At 53.7% G+C, this 17,018-nt stretch carries 13 protein-coding genes and 2 pseudogenes; 4 read left to right on the plus strand and 11 right to left on the minus strand.

Features of this window, described 5'->3' with window-relative positions; all coding sequences use genetic code 11:
* The first annotated feature begins 7 nt into the window (after window positions 1–7).
* Genes L1889_RS01255 through L1889_RS01265 form a run of 3 tightly spaced genes read left to right on the plus strand, consistent with a single transcriptional unit; the run spans window position 8 to window position 2,620 of the window.
* Window positions 8–874: an ATP-binding protein gene (locus tag L1889_RS01255; RefSeq protein ID WP_238663526.1), complete on the plus strand. Its 867-nt coding sequence runs from the start codon at window positions 8–10 to the stop codon at window positions 872–874.
* Window positions 867–1,898, plus strand: coding sequence for a Nudix family hydrolase (locus tag L1889_RS01260; RefSeq protein WP_257793796.1), 1,032 nt, complete (start codon window positions 867–869; stop codon window positions 1,896–1,898). The genes L1889_RS01255 and L1889_RS01260 overlap by 8 nt, the downstream gene beginning before the upstream one ends.
* Window positions 1,895–2,620 (plus strand): class I SAM-dependent methyltransferase, encoded by a 726-nt coding sequence (locus L1889_RS01265; RefSeq protein ID WP_238663527.1) that lies wholly within the window; start codon window positions 1,895–1,897, stop codon window positions 2,618–2,620. The genes L1889_RS01260 and L1889_RS01265 overlap by 4 nt, the downstream gene beginning before the upstream one ends.
* Window positions 2,621–2,656: 36 nt before the next feature.
* Here the strand turns inward: L1889_RS01265 and L1889_RS01270 are convergent, their stop codons facing one another.
* The 8 genes and pseudogenes from L1889_RS01270 to L1889_RS01305 all read right to left on the minus strand — a co-directional run bounded on the left by L1889_RS01270 (window position 2,657) and on the right by L1889_RS01305 (window position 14,064).
* Window positions 2,657–3,832 carry an efflux transporter outer membrane subunit gene (locus tag L1889_RS01270; protein ID WP_238663625.1) on the minus strand — a complete coding sequence of 392 codons (1,176 nt, stop codon included), beginning with the start codon at window positions 3,830–3,832 and terminating at the stop codon, window positions 2,657–2,659.
* Window positions 3,775–4,161: a hypothetical protein gene (locus tag L1889_RS01275; protein WP_238663528.1), complete on the minus strand. Its 387-nt coding sequence runs from the start codon at window positions 4,159–4,161 to the stop codon at window positions 3,775–3,777. The genes L1889_RS01270 and L1889_RS01275 overlap by 58 nt, the downstream gene beginning before the upstream one ends.
* Window positions 4,151–7,256: pseudogene (locus tag L1889_RS01280) on the minus strand (efflux RND transporter permease subunit). Before L1889_RS01280 ends, L1889_RS01275 begins: the two are co-directional and overlap by 11 nt.
* Window positions 7,253–10,387 (minus strand): annotated as a pseudogene (locus L1889_RS01285) (multidrug efflux RND transporter permease subunit). The pseudogenes L1889_RS01280 and L1889_RS01285 overlap by 4 nt, the downstream one beginning before the upstream one ends.
* Window positions 10,388–10,396: 9 nt before the next feature.
* Complete coding sequence (locus tag L1889_RS01290; protein WP_238663529.1) at window positions 10,397–11,695, minus strand: MdtA/MuxA family multidrug efflux RND transporter periplasmic adaptor subunit; 1,299 nt, start codon at window positions 11,693–11,695, stop codon at window positions 10,397–10,399.
* A 170-nt stretch (window positions 11,696–11,865) separates the two neighbouring features.
* Window positions 11,866–12,621 carry a cell division protein ZapD gene (gene zapD, locus L1889_RS01295; RefSeq protein ID WP_238663530.1) on the minus strand — a complete coding sequence of 252 codons (756 nt, stop codon included), beginning with the start codon at window positions 12,619–12,621 and terminating at the stop codon, window positions 11,866–11,868.
* A gap of 46 nt (window positions 12,622–12,667) precedes the next feature.
* Window positions 12,668–13,279: a dephospho-CoA kinase gene (gene coaE, locus L1889_RS01300; protein ID WP_238663531.1), complete on the minus strand. Its 612-nt coding sequence runs from the start codon at window positions 13,277–13,279 to the stop codon at window positions 12,668–12,670.
* Window positions 13,280–13,314: 35 nt separating this feature from the next.
* On the minus strand, window positions 13,315–14,064 hold the full coding sequence (locus L1889_RS01305; protein ID WP_238663532.1) for a prepilin peptidase: 750 nt from the start codon (window positions 14,062–14,064) through the stop codon (window positions 13,315–13,317).
* Between the two features lie 97 nt (window positions 14,065–14,161).
* Here L1889_RS01305 and L1889_RS01310 point away from each other — a divergent pair, with 97 nt between their 5' ends.
* Window positions 14,162–14,812: a hypothetical protein gene (locus tag L1889_RS01310; RefSeq protein ID WP_238663533.1), complete on the plus strand. Its 651-nt coding sequence runs from the start codon at window positions 14,162–14,164 to the stop codon at window positions 14,810–14,812.
* Here the strand turns inward: L1889_RS01310 and L1889_RS01315 are convergent.
* The 3 genes from L1889_RS01315 to L1889_RS01325 all read right to left on the minus strand — a co-directional run bounded on the left by L1889_RS01315 (window position 14,802) and on the right by L1889_RS01325 (window position 17,011).
* The gene (locus tag L1889_RS01315; protein WP_238663534.1) at window positions 14,802–15,137 is read right to left on the minus strand and encodes a response regulator transcription factor; all 336 of its coding nucleotides are present in this window, start codon (window positions 15,135–15,137) and stop codon (window positions 14,802–14,804) included. The genes L1889_RS01310 and L1889_RS01315 overlap by 11 nt on opposite strands.
* A gap of 125 nt (window positions 15,138–15,262) precedes the next feature.
* A complete protein-coding gene (panC, locus tag L1889_RS01320; protein WP_238663535.1) occupies window positions 15,263–16,105 on the minus strand; it encodes a pantoate--beta-alanine ligase in 843 nt (280 codons plus the stop codon).
* A gap of 27 nt (window positions 16,106–16,132) precedes the next feature.
* The gene (locus tag L1889_RS01325; protein ID WP_238663536.1) at window positions 16,133–17,011 is read right to left on the minus strand and encodes a segregation and condensation protein A; all 879 of its coding nucleotides are present in this window, start codon (window positions 17,009–17,011) and stop codon (window positions 16,133–16,135) included.
* Between the last annotated feature and the right edge of the window lie 7 nt (window positions 17,012–17,018).

The following is a 17,018-nucleotide window of genomic DNA, read 5'->3' on the forward strand; positions in this document are numbered from 1 at the left end:
AAAGCCGTTGACCTCGCCCGACCTCAGCACCTTAATTGAACGCGCCGAACGCGTCTTAATTCAGCTTGAAGCTTGGCTTCCGCCTGCACCACCCAAGACTGACTGGGATGCACAAGCCTTTAGATGGCGACGCCGTGGCTCTCAAGGCTGGCTTGATGCTGTAAAACACATTGCAACTATCCACCCTGATGATCTTAAACACATCGAGCAACAAAAAGAAACCATCGAGCGCAATACGCTACAGTTTTTAGCCGGCAAGCCTGCAAACAATGTGCTCATGACAGGAGCACGCGGCACCGGAAAAAGCTCACTGGTCAAAGCCATGCTTGCCAGTCTAAGCGACCGGGGGCTGCGCCTAATTGAAGTCGACAAAGACGACATGGGCGATCTAGGCGACATCATTGAACTCATTAGCGGCAGACCTGAGCGCTTTATTGTTTTCTGCGATGACTTGTCATTCGAAGACGGGGAGCCCGGATACAAAGCGCTTAAGTCAGTGCTTGATGGCTCGGTGGCTTCACCTGGCGACAATGTGCTGATCTACGCTACTTCTAATCGCCGCCATCTGATGCCTGAATATCATAGCGAGAACCTGGCGGCAAGGCCCCATAGCGATGGCGAAATTCATCCTGGCGAGGCAGTTGAAGAAAAAGTGTCCCTATCAGAGCGCTTTGGCTTATGGCTGTCGTTCTACCCCTTCAGCCAGGACAAGTATCTGGATATCGTCTACCACTGGCTGCGTCAGGCGGGCTGCGATGACGAGCACATAAAAAACTCACGCACCGAAGCCTTACAATGGGCTCTGCACCGCGGCTCCCGCTCTGGCCGGGTAGCACGCCAATTTGCTAGAGACTGGGCGGCCAGATATGACTGAAAAACCCACCATTCACGTGGCCGTCGGCATGATTCTGCGGCCCGACGGCCAGTTGCTGCTGGGCAATCGGCCCGACGATAAACCCTGGGCAGGATGGTGGGAGCTGCCTGGCGGGAAAATAGAAGCCGGAGAAACCGTGCTAGAGGCGCTGACTCGTGAGCTGAATGAAGAGCTGGGCATTACTATCACTCAGGCAGCTCCGTGGGTCGACTACCTGCACGAGTATCCAAAAAACTTTGTGCGCCTTTCATTTTGCAAAGTTACGCGATGGCAAGGTGAAGAAAGTGGCCGTGAAGGTCAGAAGCTCGCCTGGATAAACCCCCATGCTCCTATTTCGGTGGGCCCAGTACTACCCGCAACAGAGCCGCCCCTGCGTTGGCTGCAGCTGCCTTCACGTTATTTAATCAGCCAAATCGGAGATTCTGCCAATCTGACACCCTGGTTAACCCGCCTGGATGCTGCACTACGCTCAGGTATAGCTTTGGTACAGTTTCGTGAACCGGCCTGGGAAGCGGCTGCGAGCAACGATCACGAAAAACAGGCGCTGAAAGCAGCCCTGCAGCAAACTGTTGCGCTGTGTCATAAACACAAGGCGAAATGTCTGATCAACAGTGTGCATTCGTCAAGCTGGTGGCCTCTTGCTGACGGCGTGCACTTGCGTGCGGCCGATGCGAAACACCTGGCCTCCCAAGTACATGCACCTTTGCTTGCCGATACGCCGCATGCGGACCCGATCGTCGGCGTCAGCAAGACTGCCCTGGTTGCTGTTTCAGCTCATGATCAAAGCGATATTGATGCAGCGATTGCCTTGAATGCCAGCTTTGTCGTGATCGGACATGTACTCCCTACCCCGTCACATCCCGAACAGCCTCCCTTGGGCTGGGAGCGATTTACCGAGCTGGCTCAAGCAGCCGGCCGCCCGGCCTATGCTATTGGCGGTCAGTCAGACCGAACCCTGAGGCGGGCGCAGCAAGCGTCTGCCCACGGCATTGCCGGTATCCGTCAATTGGTGCCGAGCTCATGAGCGGACAAGTGACTATCTCCGAACACGAAGGCGTGCGCTATCTGCATTTAGGTTCTCCCTGGGTGCAAGGCGCGATGCGCATCAGCGCTCCACAACACCTTGAGCTCGAGTACGTTCAGCAAATGATGATGTGGAGCTTATTCAACCCCGCCCCCAAACATATAGTTCAGCTAGGCTTGGGCGCTGGCTCTTTAACTCGTTTTTGCTACGATAACTTCCCTGAAAGCCGGGTTACGACCGTCGAGCTCAACCCGGCGGTCGTACGTGCCTGCCACGTCTTATTTCATTTACCGCCCAACAATGAGCGGCTCAATGTAACCATAGAGTGCGCAGAGCACTATCTTGCTCATGTTCAGCCAGAAAGCATTGAGGTGCTGCAGGTCGATTTATACAACGCGGAATCGCATGCTCCGGCTCTGCAAAGCGCCGGGTTCTACGAAGCATGCGCTCGCAGTCTTGGCAAGAATGGTGTCTTGACGGTTAACCTTCTAGGCAACGAGCTGGTACACGCTACCAACTTGCATCATTTGCAGTCTTGCTTTGCCGCCGTGGCGTGGCTGCCCGAATCGCACGATGGCAATATCGTTGCGATCGCCTTCAAAGCCGCCCCGCAAGTAGACTTCGATGATCTCTACGACAAAGCCCTGGAGATCGCTAAAAACTACGGCCTGCCCGCAAGAAACTGGGTAGACGGGCTATATGCGTGGATGGAACAAGAGTAAGTGCCAATACCTGCTACTGTTAATCGTCACTTGGCATTAAACGGTCCGAAGCGGGTCGTTCGGGCGCGTTCTCGGGCGCCAGTCCGGTCGAGGCATCCCATCCGCCCCCAGGCCGGTAATTAAGCTTACCGCAGCAATGTACTGTTCGGACAATAAAGAAATAGCCGACCGTTCAGCGTTCAATGTAGTCGTGGCAACCTGAGCCAAACTTAAAAAATCAACCAGGCCTGCTTCGTATTGATTACGCATCAGCTGCAGTGACTCCCTCGCTGCAGCCAAGGCACGGTCTTGAGTCACTGTCTCTGCCGCAATGCCGTACCACTGGGCCAGGCTGTCTTCAACCTCGCGCAAGGCGACCAGGACAGCCTGTTTATATCCGTTGGCCTGCAAGTCATAACTTGCTATAGCCTCGTTAACCTGTGCTGTGCGCGCGCCACCGTCAAAAATGCGTAAAGCCAAGGAAGGGCCTAAGCTCCAGAAACGAGCCGGTGCGCTTAACCACTGTGCCCATTCGCCTGCCCTGTAGCCGCCCTGTGCACTTAAATTCAAATTTGGAAACCAGGCCGCCCTGGCTACGCCGATTTGAGCGTTGGCAGCCATAGCCCTGCGCTCAGCGCTGGCAACATCGGGACGCCGCTCTAGTAGCTGGGCCGGCAATGTCGATGGAACTTTGGGCAAGGTAGGCCAACCATCCAGAGCCAAAGCCTGAAGCTCAGCCGGTGGCAGACCCACCAACACAGCCAGGGCGTTATGCAACTGGGCCTGCTGGCGATTCAGAGCCAAGCGCTGGGTACGGGTGTTCTCAAGCTGCGCGCGCGCGGCCGCCACATCACTTTGCGCCGCCATCCCTACCGCCAGGCGATTCTCGGTGATAGCAAGAACTTGTTCGTAAGTTCGAATGGTTTCGTCCAGCAACTGCTGGGAAGCATAGCCATTTTTAGCCTGAAAATAGGTTTTGGCAAGGGTGGATTCCAGACTCAAGCGTGTTGCTGCAAAGTCGGCCTGACTGGCTTCTACGTTAGCCTCGGCAGCTTCGTTGCTGCGTCGAACCCGGCCCCACACATCGGGCTCCCACCCTGCACTTAATCCGAGGTTGTAGGTAGTTGCCGGCGACGTTGTGCCTGAACCGCCGCGAGTTGCCCCTGCATCAGCGTCTAAAGTAGGGAAAAAGCAGCTCGCGCCCCACCCAGGGCGGCAGTAGCCTGACGATATCGGGCCTCTGCCTGAGCCAGGTCGGCGTTATGGGCATGTAAATCAGCGATTAGTCGGCCTAGCAGCGCATCGTCAAACAATAGCCACCATTGGCCTGCCCCAATTGAGTCAACCGGATTAGCCTGAAACCACCCGTCATTGCTGATCAGCTCTTCGTCCGCATTCAGGTAGTGGTCTCCTACGTTGAATACAGGACGTTGATAATCAGGGCCTACTGCGCACCCTGCCAATACACCGCTCAGCAAGGTTACCGTTAACGAACGGCGCCAGTTGTCAGGCAACGCATGCCCCCAGGCCACTGCACAGGACGCTAAACAATTAAGACTCATGCTTTAAGCGGCTCGCCGAGCGTGAAGCAAGATAACGCTGGCGAAAACCATCCAGATAAAGGTAAACCACAGGGGTGGTATAGAGCGTCAGAACCTGGCTCACCACCAACCCACCAACAATCGTAAGCCCGAGCGGCTGGCGCATCTCTACGCCAGGCCCCGTTGCGAGCAGTAAAGGCAAGGCGCCCAGAATCGCCGAAATAGTCGTCATCATGATGGGCCTGAAGCGTACGACACAAGCCTGATAAATAGCGTCCGTAGGGGCAAGGCCGTCTCTACGCTCGGCAATAAGCGCGTAATCAACCATCATAATGGCGTTCTTCTTGACTATACCTATCAGTAAAAACACACCAATCATGGCAATGATGGAAAACTCTTCACCTACCGCCATCAAAGCGATCAAGGCGCCGATCCCTGCCGACGGCAGGGTCGATAAAATCGTAATGGGATGCACATAGCTTTCATAGAGCATTCCCAACACAATGTACATCGTCAGCAATGCGGCAAGAATCAGCCAGGGCTGCTGGGTTAGTGCATCTTGCATCAGTCTGGCAGAACCTTCAAAGCCCGCCTGTATCTGATGCGTAGGCAAGCTGATTCGAGCCAGCGACTCCTCGATAGCCGCTGTCGCCTGCTCAAGGGAAACGCCCTCAGCTAAAGAAAAAGACACGCTCTCGGCCACAAAGAGCCCCTGGTGACTCACACTCAAAGGAGCTGTTCCAGACACGAACTCGGTAAAGGCCGACAACGGAACCCGGTTACCGTCGCGACTGATAACCTCGACTTGCCGCAACGACTCTATATCTTGGGCGAAACGGTCTTCAACGCCCAGCACCACGTTGTATTGATTCAAACGTCCATACACCACCGAGACTTGTCTCTGGCTGAAGGAGCTATTCAAGGTTGAGGCCACGAGGGCCATGTCCACACCCAGGCGAGTTGCCTTATCACGGTCTATACGCAATTCGACACGGCTTCCCGGATCATCGGAGTCTGCGTCCACGTCGGTCAGCTCAGGCAGATCAGCCATTGCCCGACGCACCTTGGGCAGCCACTCCTTGAGCAGTTCAAGATCACTGCCCAGCAGACTGTACTGATAAGACCCGGCCCTGCCCAAGCCTCCGCCTACGAAAATATCTTGCTGCGGTGTTAAAAACAAACGCGCTCCAGGCTCCGACTGCAATTGCTCACGCAGTCGATTCACCACTTCGGTTGCTCCGACTTGGCGTTCGTCCAATGGTGCCAGCTCAACCAGAATCATTGACGAATTACTGCCGCCACGCCCGCCGGCAAATACCGCCACACTTTGCACCGCCGGGTCGGCCAGCAAGACATGGCGAAATTTATCAAGCTTGGGCTGCATGGCATGAAATGACGTACCCCGGTCCACACGAAAAAACCCCATGAGCTGGCCCGTATCTTGTTGTGGGAACAGCCCTTTAGGCACGATGGTATACAAATAGCCGTTCAGGCCTATGGTAATGAACAGGGACAACAAGGTGAGCCGTTTGTATTTAAGCGCGACCCTCAAGCTGCGCTTGTACGCCGTTGCCGAGTGGTGCCCTATCCAGCCCAAAAGGGCAAATATGCCACGTGGCGGCGTGGGCCTGGAGCTTCTCCTTCGTAACAGTTTTGACGCCATCATCGGCGTCAGCATAATAGAAATCAGCAATGAAAACATCACCGCCACTGACAGCGTCACGGCAAACTCTTTAAACAAGCGCCCTACCAGCCCGCCTACCAGCCACATCGGTATAAACACCGCCACCAGCGACAGGCTCATGGCGGTCACGGTGAAAGCCAACCTCACGTACCCCGCGAATGGCTGCACGATGCGGAGACAGGCCTTTCTCTATATGGCGCATCACGCTTTCCAGGACCACGATGGCATCATCCACGACGAAGCCTGTCGCAACAATCAACGCCATCAAAGAAATGGTGTTAAGCGTAAAGCCAAAGAAATACATCAGGGTGAAGGAACTAAGCAACGAGGCGGGTACCGCCACCGCAGGGATGAGTGCAGCGCGCCAGTCGCGCAAAAAAGCCAGTACCACCAACACTACCAGTGCCACAGCAATAAACAATGTGTTTTGTGCTTCATGCATCGACGCCCGTATGCTTGGCGTACGGTCTTGCGCTACAGACAGACGTACATCAGCCGGCATCATTGCCTCGAAGGCTTGCATACGATCTCGTATGGCATCCACTGTTTCGATAATATTGGCATCAGCCTGGCGCCGTATCAGCAACAGGATGCCCTGCTGGTCATTCAGGTAACCCACATTGAACTTGTCTTCAGACGCATCCTCTACCGTACCCACATCTTGCAAACGTATGGGGCTGTCATTGCGCCATGCGACAATCAAGGGCCTGAACTGCGCTGCCGTATTCATTTGACGGCCGGAACTCAAATACCACTGATGCTGCGAGTTTTCTATATAACCGTTTGGCCCGATCGAGTTTTCGCGCGTCAGGGCGTTGCGCACTTCATCCAGCGACACCCCCGCATTGGCAAGAGCCTGCGGATTGAGATTGATCCGTACGGCAGGCAAGGATCCCCCACCAACCGTGACCTCTCCCACTCCTTTCACCTGAGCAAGCTTTTGCGCCACAATCGTCGTAGCAAGGTCGTAAAGCTGGGCCTGTGTAGCCGTCGGTGAGGTCATTGCAAGCACCATGACAGGTGAAGAAGACGGATTCACCTTATGGTAAGAAGGCACGTTACGCATCCCCGACGGCAGCATGGGACGGGCCTGATTGATGGCGGCCTGTACATCCCGGGCTGCACTGTTGACATCACGGCTGAAATCAAACATCAGGCTGATGCGAGTTGAGCCCTCTGAACTGCGGGACGTCATTTCCGTGACCCCGGAAATAGCCCCTAGAGCCTGCTCGAGAGGGGTTGCCACACTCGACGCCATGGTCTCGGGGCTAGCACCGGGCAAGCTCGCACTAACGGAAATCATGGGGAAATCCATTTGTGGCAACGGGGCGACGGGCAAGAAAAACATAGCCAGGACACCCGCACCGACCATCGCTATGCATATCAGCGTGGTAGCGACTGGCCGCACAATAAATGCAGTCAGCCACCTCATGGCACAGCCTCGTCCGTACCTACTGCATGCTGCCGGCTCCAGCGCCGTGCCAAGCGATCAAAATACAGGTAAATCACGGGTGTGGTGAACAGCGTCAGCACCTGACTGCACAGTAAGCCCCCGACCATGACCAGACCCAATGGCTGACGCATTTCAGCTCCGGAACCCGTGGCGAGCATCAGTGGTACAGCGCTGAACATCGCTGCAAAAGTGGTCATCAGTATGGGACGAAAACGCAGCAAGGCCGCATCATGAATTGCCTTCTGCGCATCAACACCTTGCTCACGCTGAGCCACCAAGGCAAAGTCAATCATCATGATGGCGTTCTTTTTGACGATACCTATCAATAAGATAATACCGATGACACCCACCATGTCGAGATCCCAGCCCATGAGCAGCAAGGCGGCCAAGGCACCGATTGTCGCCGAAGGCAGCGTAGAGAGAATCGTGATGGGGTGCACATAGCTTTCGTACAAGATGCCTAGCACAATGTACATCGTCAGCACAGCAGCCAGCATCAGCCACAAAGTACTGGACAGAGACGCTTCGAAAGCATGGGCAGCACCCAGAAATCGCAGCTCAATAGATTCTGGCATACCAATATCAGCCCGCGTGGCCTGGATTTGCTCAATCGCATCCGATAAGGACGCACCTGGCGCCAGGCTGAACGACACATTCGCTGCAGGAAACTGGTCTAGCCTATCGATGGATAATGCCATCGGCTGAGTTCTGATGCGTGCAATGCCTTCCAGCGCTATGGTGTCACCAGAGCTGGTAGTCACGTGCAATTGGCCTACACTTTCGGGGTCCGCCCTAAAACGCTGGCCCACCTCAAGCACTACCCTGTACTGGGCGGACTGGGTATAAATGGTAGAAATCTGGCGTTGACCAAATGCGTCGTACAGCACGTCGTCAATGCCTGCTTTGCTGATGCCTAACCGGGCTGCGGTGTCGCGATCAATATCTAGAACCAGTTGCTGCCCGTCTTGCTGCAGATCTGACACCACGCCATCGACCGCAGGCAGCGATTGCAAGGCTTCTACCCATTTGGGCAGCCATGTCAGAAGGCTGACCGGATCCGGGTCTGACAGGGCTATCTGGTAGGGATAGCGACTGATTTGATCATCAACGGTTAACTCTTGTACCGATTGAAAGTAGACGGATAGACCGGGAATAGGATGCACCGCAGACTGCAAGTCATCAATAATTTCCTGAGCGCTACGGCTTCGGCTGCTTTGCGCCACCAGCGCCACCTGTATGCGGCCAGTGTTCAACGTGGGGTTGCTACCGTCCACACCGATAAAGGCGCTTACGCTTTCTACATCCGGGTCTTGCAGAATCTGTTCTGCAGCTTGCTCTTGCAGGCGGCTCATGGCGGCAAACGAGGCTCGTTGAGGCCCTTCTGTAATCGCCTGAATGATGCCTGTATCTTGCGGTGGAAAAAAGCCTTTGGGCACGACCACATAAAGCAGTGCGGTCAGCACCAGGGTTCCCACTGCTATCAGCAACGTCAGCGTTTGCCGGCTTAGTACCCAATGCAAACCCGAGTCATAACCTTGGGTCAGCTTTTGCATCCACCGATCCATTAAGCCCGTAAAGCGATGCTGCCATCCAGCTATACCTGTTGCTGGCAGCGCATCGTCCCCCTTCTTCAGGCGCCCTCAATAATCGGGCGCACATCATGGGTGTCAACGTTAAGGAAATGAACAGGGACAGCAAAATAGCCACCGCCAGAGTCACAGCAAACTCGCGGAACAGGCGTCCAATTACGTCACTCATAAAGAGCAAAGGTATTAACACCGCAATCAATGACAGCGTAAGAGAAATCAAGGTGAACCCTATTTGAGAGGCCCCCTTTAACGCCGCAACAAATGGCTTTTCGCCCTTCTCTATGTGACGCGCGATGTTCTCGATCATGACGATAGCGTCATCCACGACGAAACCGGTAGCAATAGTCAGCGCCATCAAGGTCAGGTTGTTAATGCTGAAACCCAGGAGGAACATGATCCCGAAGGTACCTGCCAGCGAAAGTGGCACTACCACGCTGGGAATAAATGTCGCCGTCCAGGTGCGCAAGAACACAAATGTGACGAGCACCACGAGCCCTATGGCGATGAGCATTTCTTTTTGAACGTGATTGACGGAGTCGCGAATCGTGTGCGTACGGTCAGTTGCCACCACGATATCCACACCCGTTGGCAACGATTGCCGCAATGCGGGAAGCTCTTCGGTAATTCGATCGACTACGGCAATGACGTTAGCACCGGGCTGGCGCTGTACATTAAGCAAAATAGCGGGCTCTCCGCCAAACCATGCCGACTGCCTGATGTCCTCGGCGTCGTGTACCACTGTAGCGACATGCCCTAAACGTAAAGCAGCATCATCGCTGTAGCGAATAATCAGCTGTTCGTAATCGGCCACAGACCGCAATTGCTCATTGGCACTGATAGTTGTAGAACGCAAGGGGCCGTCCAGATTCCCTTTAGGCTGATTTACGTTCGCCGACACGACGGCCTGGCGAATATCCGCCATGCTTAACCGATGGGAGGCCAGCATGTCGGGATTGGCCTGAATACGCACTGCAGGGCGCTGCCCCCGGAAATGCTGACTAAACCCACCCCATTAATCTGTGACAGCTTTTGCGCGACACGCAAGTCAATCAGGTCACGAACTTCGGTAAGCGGCAAGGTAGGCGAAGTAATCGCCAAACTGATAACGGGAGTATCGGCCGGATTGACCTTGTTATAGAGTGGTGGTGAAGGCAGATCAGAGGGCAACATCGTAGAGGCAGCACTAATCGCCGCCTGAACCTCTTGCTCAGCCACATCAAGGGGCAGTCCCAAATCAAATTGCAGCGTGATCCGTGATGCTCCGCCCGAACTGGAGGAGCTCATTTGTGCCAGCCCTGACATCTGCCCAAATTGCCGCTCAAGGGGCGACGTAACCAAAGCCGCCATAACCTCTGGGCTGGCGCCCGGATACAAGGTAACTACCTGAATCGTTGGGTAATCGACCTGGGGCAATGCAGCCACCGGCAACCATTTGTAACCCAGCAGTCCAGAAATCAATAACGCCACCATGGCCAGCGTAGTGGCCACGGGTCGAAGAATAAAAATCCGGGAAAAATTCACCTTGACCCCTTAAGGTGAGGTCGTCGTGGACCGCCTACCCTGCTCGCTGGATTGCCTGGCTTCACGGCGCACTTTTTCGGATGCAGTCGCGATTGTTTCCGCATCGCGAGACGAAGATATCACGGCGTCGGAAACAGGATCAGGCAACACTTCGACCGGCGCGCCTTCGCGCAAGCGATCAGTACCATCGGTAACGACCAGTTCGCCCTCGGCCAGACCCGCAACGATCACGGTAGACGGACCGGTAGTAATGCCAGCTTCAACCGCTCGTATAGATACCTGCTGGCGCTCGTTCACCACATACACATAGGTTCCGATAGAGCCAGTCTGTACTGCCTGGGCAGGCACCACCACACCCTCTTGGTTACCCAGCAATACACTCACGCTCACAAACTGATTAGGAAAGAGACGATTATTGGAGTTGGGAAAGCTGGCCTTCATCCGCACTGTTCCGGTGTTGACGTCAATTTGGTTGTCGACCGCCAGCAGCTCGCCTGCGGCGATGGACTGGCCTTCACGGTCACTAACACTAACTGACAGCGTACCTTCAGTCAGCATACGTTCGAACACACTTTGCAAATCATGCTGCGGCAATGAAAAGCCGACGGCAATAGGCTGTGTCTGTGTAATTACGACCAGACCTTCGGTGTTGGAAGCCGAAACCAGATTACCCACATCAAGATTTCTTAACCCCAGACGCCCGGTAATAGGCGCGGTAATCTTGGTGTAGTCCAGTTGCAGCCTGGCGTCATCCACAGCGGCCTTATTTGTCTGTACGCTGCCCTTGAGCTGCTCGACCATGGATTCCTGAGCTTCTACCTGTTGTACGGCGATCGAATTTTGCTGACCTAAACGACGGTAGCGCTGCAAGTCTGCCTGAGCGGTTTTCAGTTGCGCTTCGGTTTGCTTAAGCTGCCCTGAGGCCTGATCAAGCCTTACCTGATAGGCACGTGGATCAATCTGGGCCAATAGGTCTCCGGCCTTGACCAGCTGGCCTTCTTCGAACTCAATGCTTACCAGCTCACCTTCAACACGACTCCGAACCGTGACTGTATTAAAGGCCTGTACTGTGCCGATGGCATGAATACGCTGCGGCACACTGCCAGCCACTGCGGCTTCGGCGCGTACTGGCGTTTTTAGGCCGGCCATCCCGCCCATGCGGCCACTGACATTTGTATTCTTTGACCCGGGAGCAGTAGTGTTCTCGCCAGAAAACCACCAATACCCAATACCCAGTACTAGCAAAACGACTAACCACCACAAGGTTCTCTTAGACTTCAACCTTGCGCGAGGCTTGGATACGGACATGCGATGCTCTCCAGCGATATAAAGATGCCCATCAGACAAATGAGGGCATTGAAATTTGTTATTGGATCGTTAGAACTGGCTTGTGCCAAAGACACGCTTATGATTAACGCCGTGTTCTAAGCTCAGGAGCGAACTCACACTCGGACATAAAGCGTAAACAAAAGTTCCCTTTAGCCAATATTGCATCGCGCAAGCTTAAAAGGAATATCCCTGGATACTGAGAGAGGCTTGTTTTCGTTGTCTTGCACCGCAAATCGCACCCAAATCACATATTTATTAGCACTCATTTCGGGGAACACTCCTGCACTGGCATCGACCCAAACCCTGAGCAGCTGGAATGACTTCCCACTGAGCATTTCTTGATAGCTACCTTCGTAGGCAACGTGATCAACCACATCGCCTGCATCGCGCAGCAAGCGCAAAATAAGGCTTAAGGCCTGATGCAAAGGCATAAACGCCTTCATCCACTGCTGGATATCGGCTTTACGGGCCTGTTCCGGCTTAAGCTGCCAGGTAAAGTACGAAGGCATATCGACTTGCGAGCTGCCGCCAGGCACGGCCACGCGCCCCCTTAGGCTGGCAAGCCATTCGTTATCACGCAGCGTTTGTCCAATGCGGCCCTGGGACGCCAGATTAGCAGCCACGTTGCGAAGCTCAGCCAGCATGGCATCCAGACGCTCTCCTGCCACTCCGGGGTGCTCACGCAAAGCGGCTAGCGCCACTCGCTGGCGTTCTATATCCTGTAGAACCATTCCGCGGATGTCGGAACGCTCACAAATTTCGAGCATTTCAAAAAGCGTCGCCACTGCGACCTGATGCAATAAAGGATCGCTACCTTCTGAAAAATAAAATAAACGATCAAATAAATGCTCGACCCGCAGAAAGGCTCGTACGCGTTCATTGCATGGGTATTCGTAGAGAATCACGCGATATAAACCTTAATTTGTCGAATAGCTATATAAACAATGTGGCTTACGATGCGCCTGTCGCCAGCCTCATCCAGAGCAGGTGTAGTTGCCGCGCCCGAGCCTCCAATGTGGGCAAAGAGGTAGCAGCATCGTTAAGAATAACGTCGTCGGCAACTGCCAAGCGTTGTTCACGCGTGGCTTGTACACTCATAATACGCTCAATAGCCTGTGCCGTCAGCCCGCTACGTGCGCGTACTCGTTGAATTTGGGTAGCTGGATCGCAATCAACCACGCAGACGCGGTCAACTCGTTCATGCCATTGCCCGCTTTCGATCAGCAAAGGCACAACCACCACAACATAACACCCCCGCGCCTGAAGTATTTGGCGATTTGTAACATCACGAATCAAAGGATGAAGAATACGCTCAAGCCTGTTTCGCCGCTCTGGCTCGGCAAACACATATTCGCGCATTTTAACGCGATCCATTGCGCCTTCGTCAGTAATAAACTCGGTGCCGAACTCGTGTCGTAACGCCTCAATAGCGTCGCCTTGCGGCATGGTCAGCGAATGGGCGATAAGATCCGTATCCACCAATGTCGCCCCCCAGCTTGCGAAATAGTCTGCGACCCGGGTTTTACCTGAACCAATACCGCCTGTTAAGCCAATTTTAAGCATGTGGGTGCGCTGTCACGTTTGTTAGATGGAAACTCTTACTGTAACGCAGGCATGGGGAGATTGGCGACCAGATATCCCACGCATAAGTAGGGTCCGAAAGCACAGGCACCACGTGGCAACCATCGGCGTTGCCACAAGGCCTGCATGAGCCAGCATGCCAGACAGGCATACAGATAAGCGTATAACACCGCTTCAGTAGAAGGAAGGCACGCCGCCAGCGTGATATACAATTTCACATCACCCAATCCAATCGCCTGAGCACCCATAAAATAATGGCCCAGAACATAAGTTCCGCAAGCGATTGCAGCCACAGCAATAACCGTTGACCCAGAGTTCAGAGAAATCGCCGCAGGCCATAACGCGCTCATCACCAGCGCTGAAATCAACAGTGGAAAGCACAAGGCATCGGGTAATAATCGTGTTTTAAAATCGATACAAGACATTAATACCAATATTGAAAGCACCCAGCTTCGCCAATACAGTGATGCATTCGGCACTAAAGATATGCCGGTATAAGCTTCGGTAAAACCGTGCAGATGCAGGCTAAGCAAAATGACGGTCAGACAAATTCCCAGGCGGAGCAAACCACGCTGGTAGGCGGAACTGGCCACCGTCACCAGGCAGGGAGCAGGATTGGCGCATGTTACAGCCTTGCGCAAGGCTCTTAATAACAGGTGTCTATCAGGCACCTGACCGCGCAGCAGAAGCTGCTGATACCAGCAGGAGCATCGATGACCCAGCAAAAGCAACCCGCAAACGTAGGCCAAACACAGCATATAAAGCATAGTTACGCTACCTTTATCGTTAAGCGCCTATAATTCACTTTCACTACAATGCGCGGCTAACAGCAACGCATCTGCCCACTTAGCTTAGGAAAACACGATGCCCATCGCTACATTAAAAAAACACCGCTCGATTACGGCTGTGACCACATTGATTCTGGGTGTACTGGTAGCCGGATGCGCCCAACAACCTGTCGCCCCTAGTCCTAATGCCGCACGCGACAGCACGATTACCGACGCACAAAACAAGGCTCGCGGACGCGATCAGACTTTGGCTTCTTCTCAAGTTCAAGTCGGTTTTGGCGAAAACGCCAAAGCCGAACATGAGCGTACGGTAGATCGCGCTGTCATTGAGTCAAGACAAGTACGTGAACTGCTTGAAGCCCGTACCTTCCTGGGCACTATCGCCTGCTCGGATTCCAATGTGCATTGCGTACCCTTGCGAACCACGCTAACAACCGCCCCGTCGGGCATATGGCGCATGAAAATCGAACCGGTTGGCGGCTCGGCTGAGGTGCAACATGCCGCTGGATGCTGGCATCCCGTAGGCACTGAACCCACACGCATCATTCTGCAAACTCGTGACGATGTAACCGTGGCAGAACTCAGCTTCCTGAACGACAGACAGATGCGTGTCAACACCTTCAACCAAGTACGGCCTACCCTCGAAACACTGCTAAGTCGTCAAGCCGACATAGACCCTATACCCGAGCTTGATAACGCCCCTGCTCCGGTCTGCACTAGCTTCTAGTAACCTGTACAAGGCACACAACAAAAAGACCCTTACTTAGGGTCTTTTTTAGTTGGGGACGGCAAAGGGGATTATCCTGGAATGGTGTCGTTGGCTCGGCCAGCCTTTGCACCAGCAATACATGGGCCAGCTCTACCGCGTTACGCACCTGCAGCTTGCTGAATACCCGGGCGCGATGAGCCTCTATAGTGCGTTGTGAAATGCCTAGCTCAGCAGCAATAACCTTATTAGCTAACCCTTGAACGACTAGATTTTTTACTTCATGCTCGCGACTGGTCAGAGACTTAAGAGCAAGCGCCATTGACTCTGCAGAAAGATATTTCATACGGTTCTCCAATTAAGATGACCGTATTCTTCCTGATACTTTTAGATACGTCTACCTGTCAATTCTGACAGGATTGACTTATCCATGCCTGCTTTCCAGCCTAATCGTCATAAGAGGGCGATTCTTTATAGCTCCAGATTATCTATAAGTCGGGTGCTGCCTAACCTGGCCGCCCCCAAGGCTACCAAGGGTTCACCGGAGGCGATTTCTTCGGAGCTGGGTTTAAGCAAGTCGCGCTGACGTCGCAACGCCAGATAATCAACATCCCAGCCTTGCTGCTGCAAAAGCTGTATGGCCTGTTGCTCAATCTCGCTCAGATCATTTGCACCGGCTGCCACCTGCTGCTTAACCGCGTTCAAACAAGCATAAAGCTGCGGCGCTTGCGCCCGCTCAGCATCACTCAGATATCGATTGCGTGAAGACAGCGCCAGGCCACTGGTTTCCCGGACTGTTTCATGCGCCAGTATTTCTACGGGTAGCTGAAACTGTCGGCACATATTTCGCACCACCATCAGCTGTTGATAGTCCTTTTTACCAAAGACCGCTACGCGTGGCTGCACACATGAAAAAAGCTTTAACACTACGGTGCTGACGCCATCAAAAAAGCCGGGACGAAACTCGCCCTCCAAAATATCGCCCAAATCATCGGGCGGTTGTATTCTGAAGCTTTGCGGCTCTGGATACATCTCTTTTTCAGAAGGTGCAAACAGCACATAGACATCGCGTGCAGCTTCAAGTTTTTCAATGTCCCGCTGAAGCGTGCGCGGATAAAGGTCAAAATCTTCGTTGGGACCAAATTGCAGCCGGTTCACGAAGATGCTGGCAACCACCGGATCACCATGCTGCCGTGCCAAACGCATTAGCGAAAGGTGTCCCTCGTGGAGATTACCCATGGTCGGCACAAACGAAACTCGCGTTTGGCCCTGCAAATGATCACGTAACTCTTGAATGGTGTGGACAACTTTCACAAAAAACTCCGATACCTAAATCAGGACTCAAACTGTATCGCCGGTAATGCGAATAAAGGCAAGTCGTACATAAATTGGGGCATATGGCTCTGCCTGCGTCACCTCAAGCAACGATTCCTTGGCCAGCTCAAGCATGGCTAGAAAATGCACCACAATGATGGCCACTGTGTCGCCCTCAGAAACCCGCTCGGAAAACAATTCACCGAACTCTAAAAACTGGACATGGCTAAGCCGACGAAGAATCTGACTCATGTGATCGCGTACTGAAAGCTGTTCGCGTGTAATCGTGTGGCTGCGGTTTAGCTGTGCCCGACGAATGATTTCACGCCATGCATCGCGCAGATCATCTGGAGAGACATCTGGAAGCAGCTGCTCGACATGCAGATCCAGATGTGCCTGTGCACGCTTAAAATCACGCCCTAGCTGGGGAAGGCTGTCCAGCCTCTGGGCTGCCAGCTTCATTTTTTCGTACTCGAGCAGGCGACGAACCAGCTCTGCGCGAGGGTCTTCGACCTCTTCACCTGAATCAGTTTTCTTCACTGGCAACAGCATTCGAGACTTAATCTCTATGAGCAGTGCAGCCATGAGCAAGTACTCGCCGGCCAGTTCTAAATTGGTACGGCGGATCTCGTCTACATACGCCAGATACTGACCGGTGACCTGGGCCATCGGAATATCCAGCACATTAAAATTTTGCTTACGAATCAGGTAGAGCAATAAATCAAGCGGCCCCTCGAAAGCTTCAAGAAACACCTCAAGCGCATCAGGCGGTATGTACAGATCTTGAGGAATAGCGAACAAAGGCTCGCCATATAGGCGAGCCAATGCAACGTTATCGACCTCGTGGATGTCTTGCGCTGTAGCCCCGGAGCTACAGGCCAAGCCTTCCGCCGTCGTTTCAGACATTAAGCAA

The sequence above is a fragment of the Paenalcaligenes niemegkensis genome (assembly GCF_022230885.1).
In the GTDB taxonomy this organism is placed as follows: domain Bacteria; phylum Pseudomonadota; class Gammaproteobacteria; order Burkholderiales; family Burkholderiaceae_B; genus Paenalcaligenes; species Paenalcaligenes niemegkensis.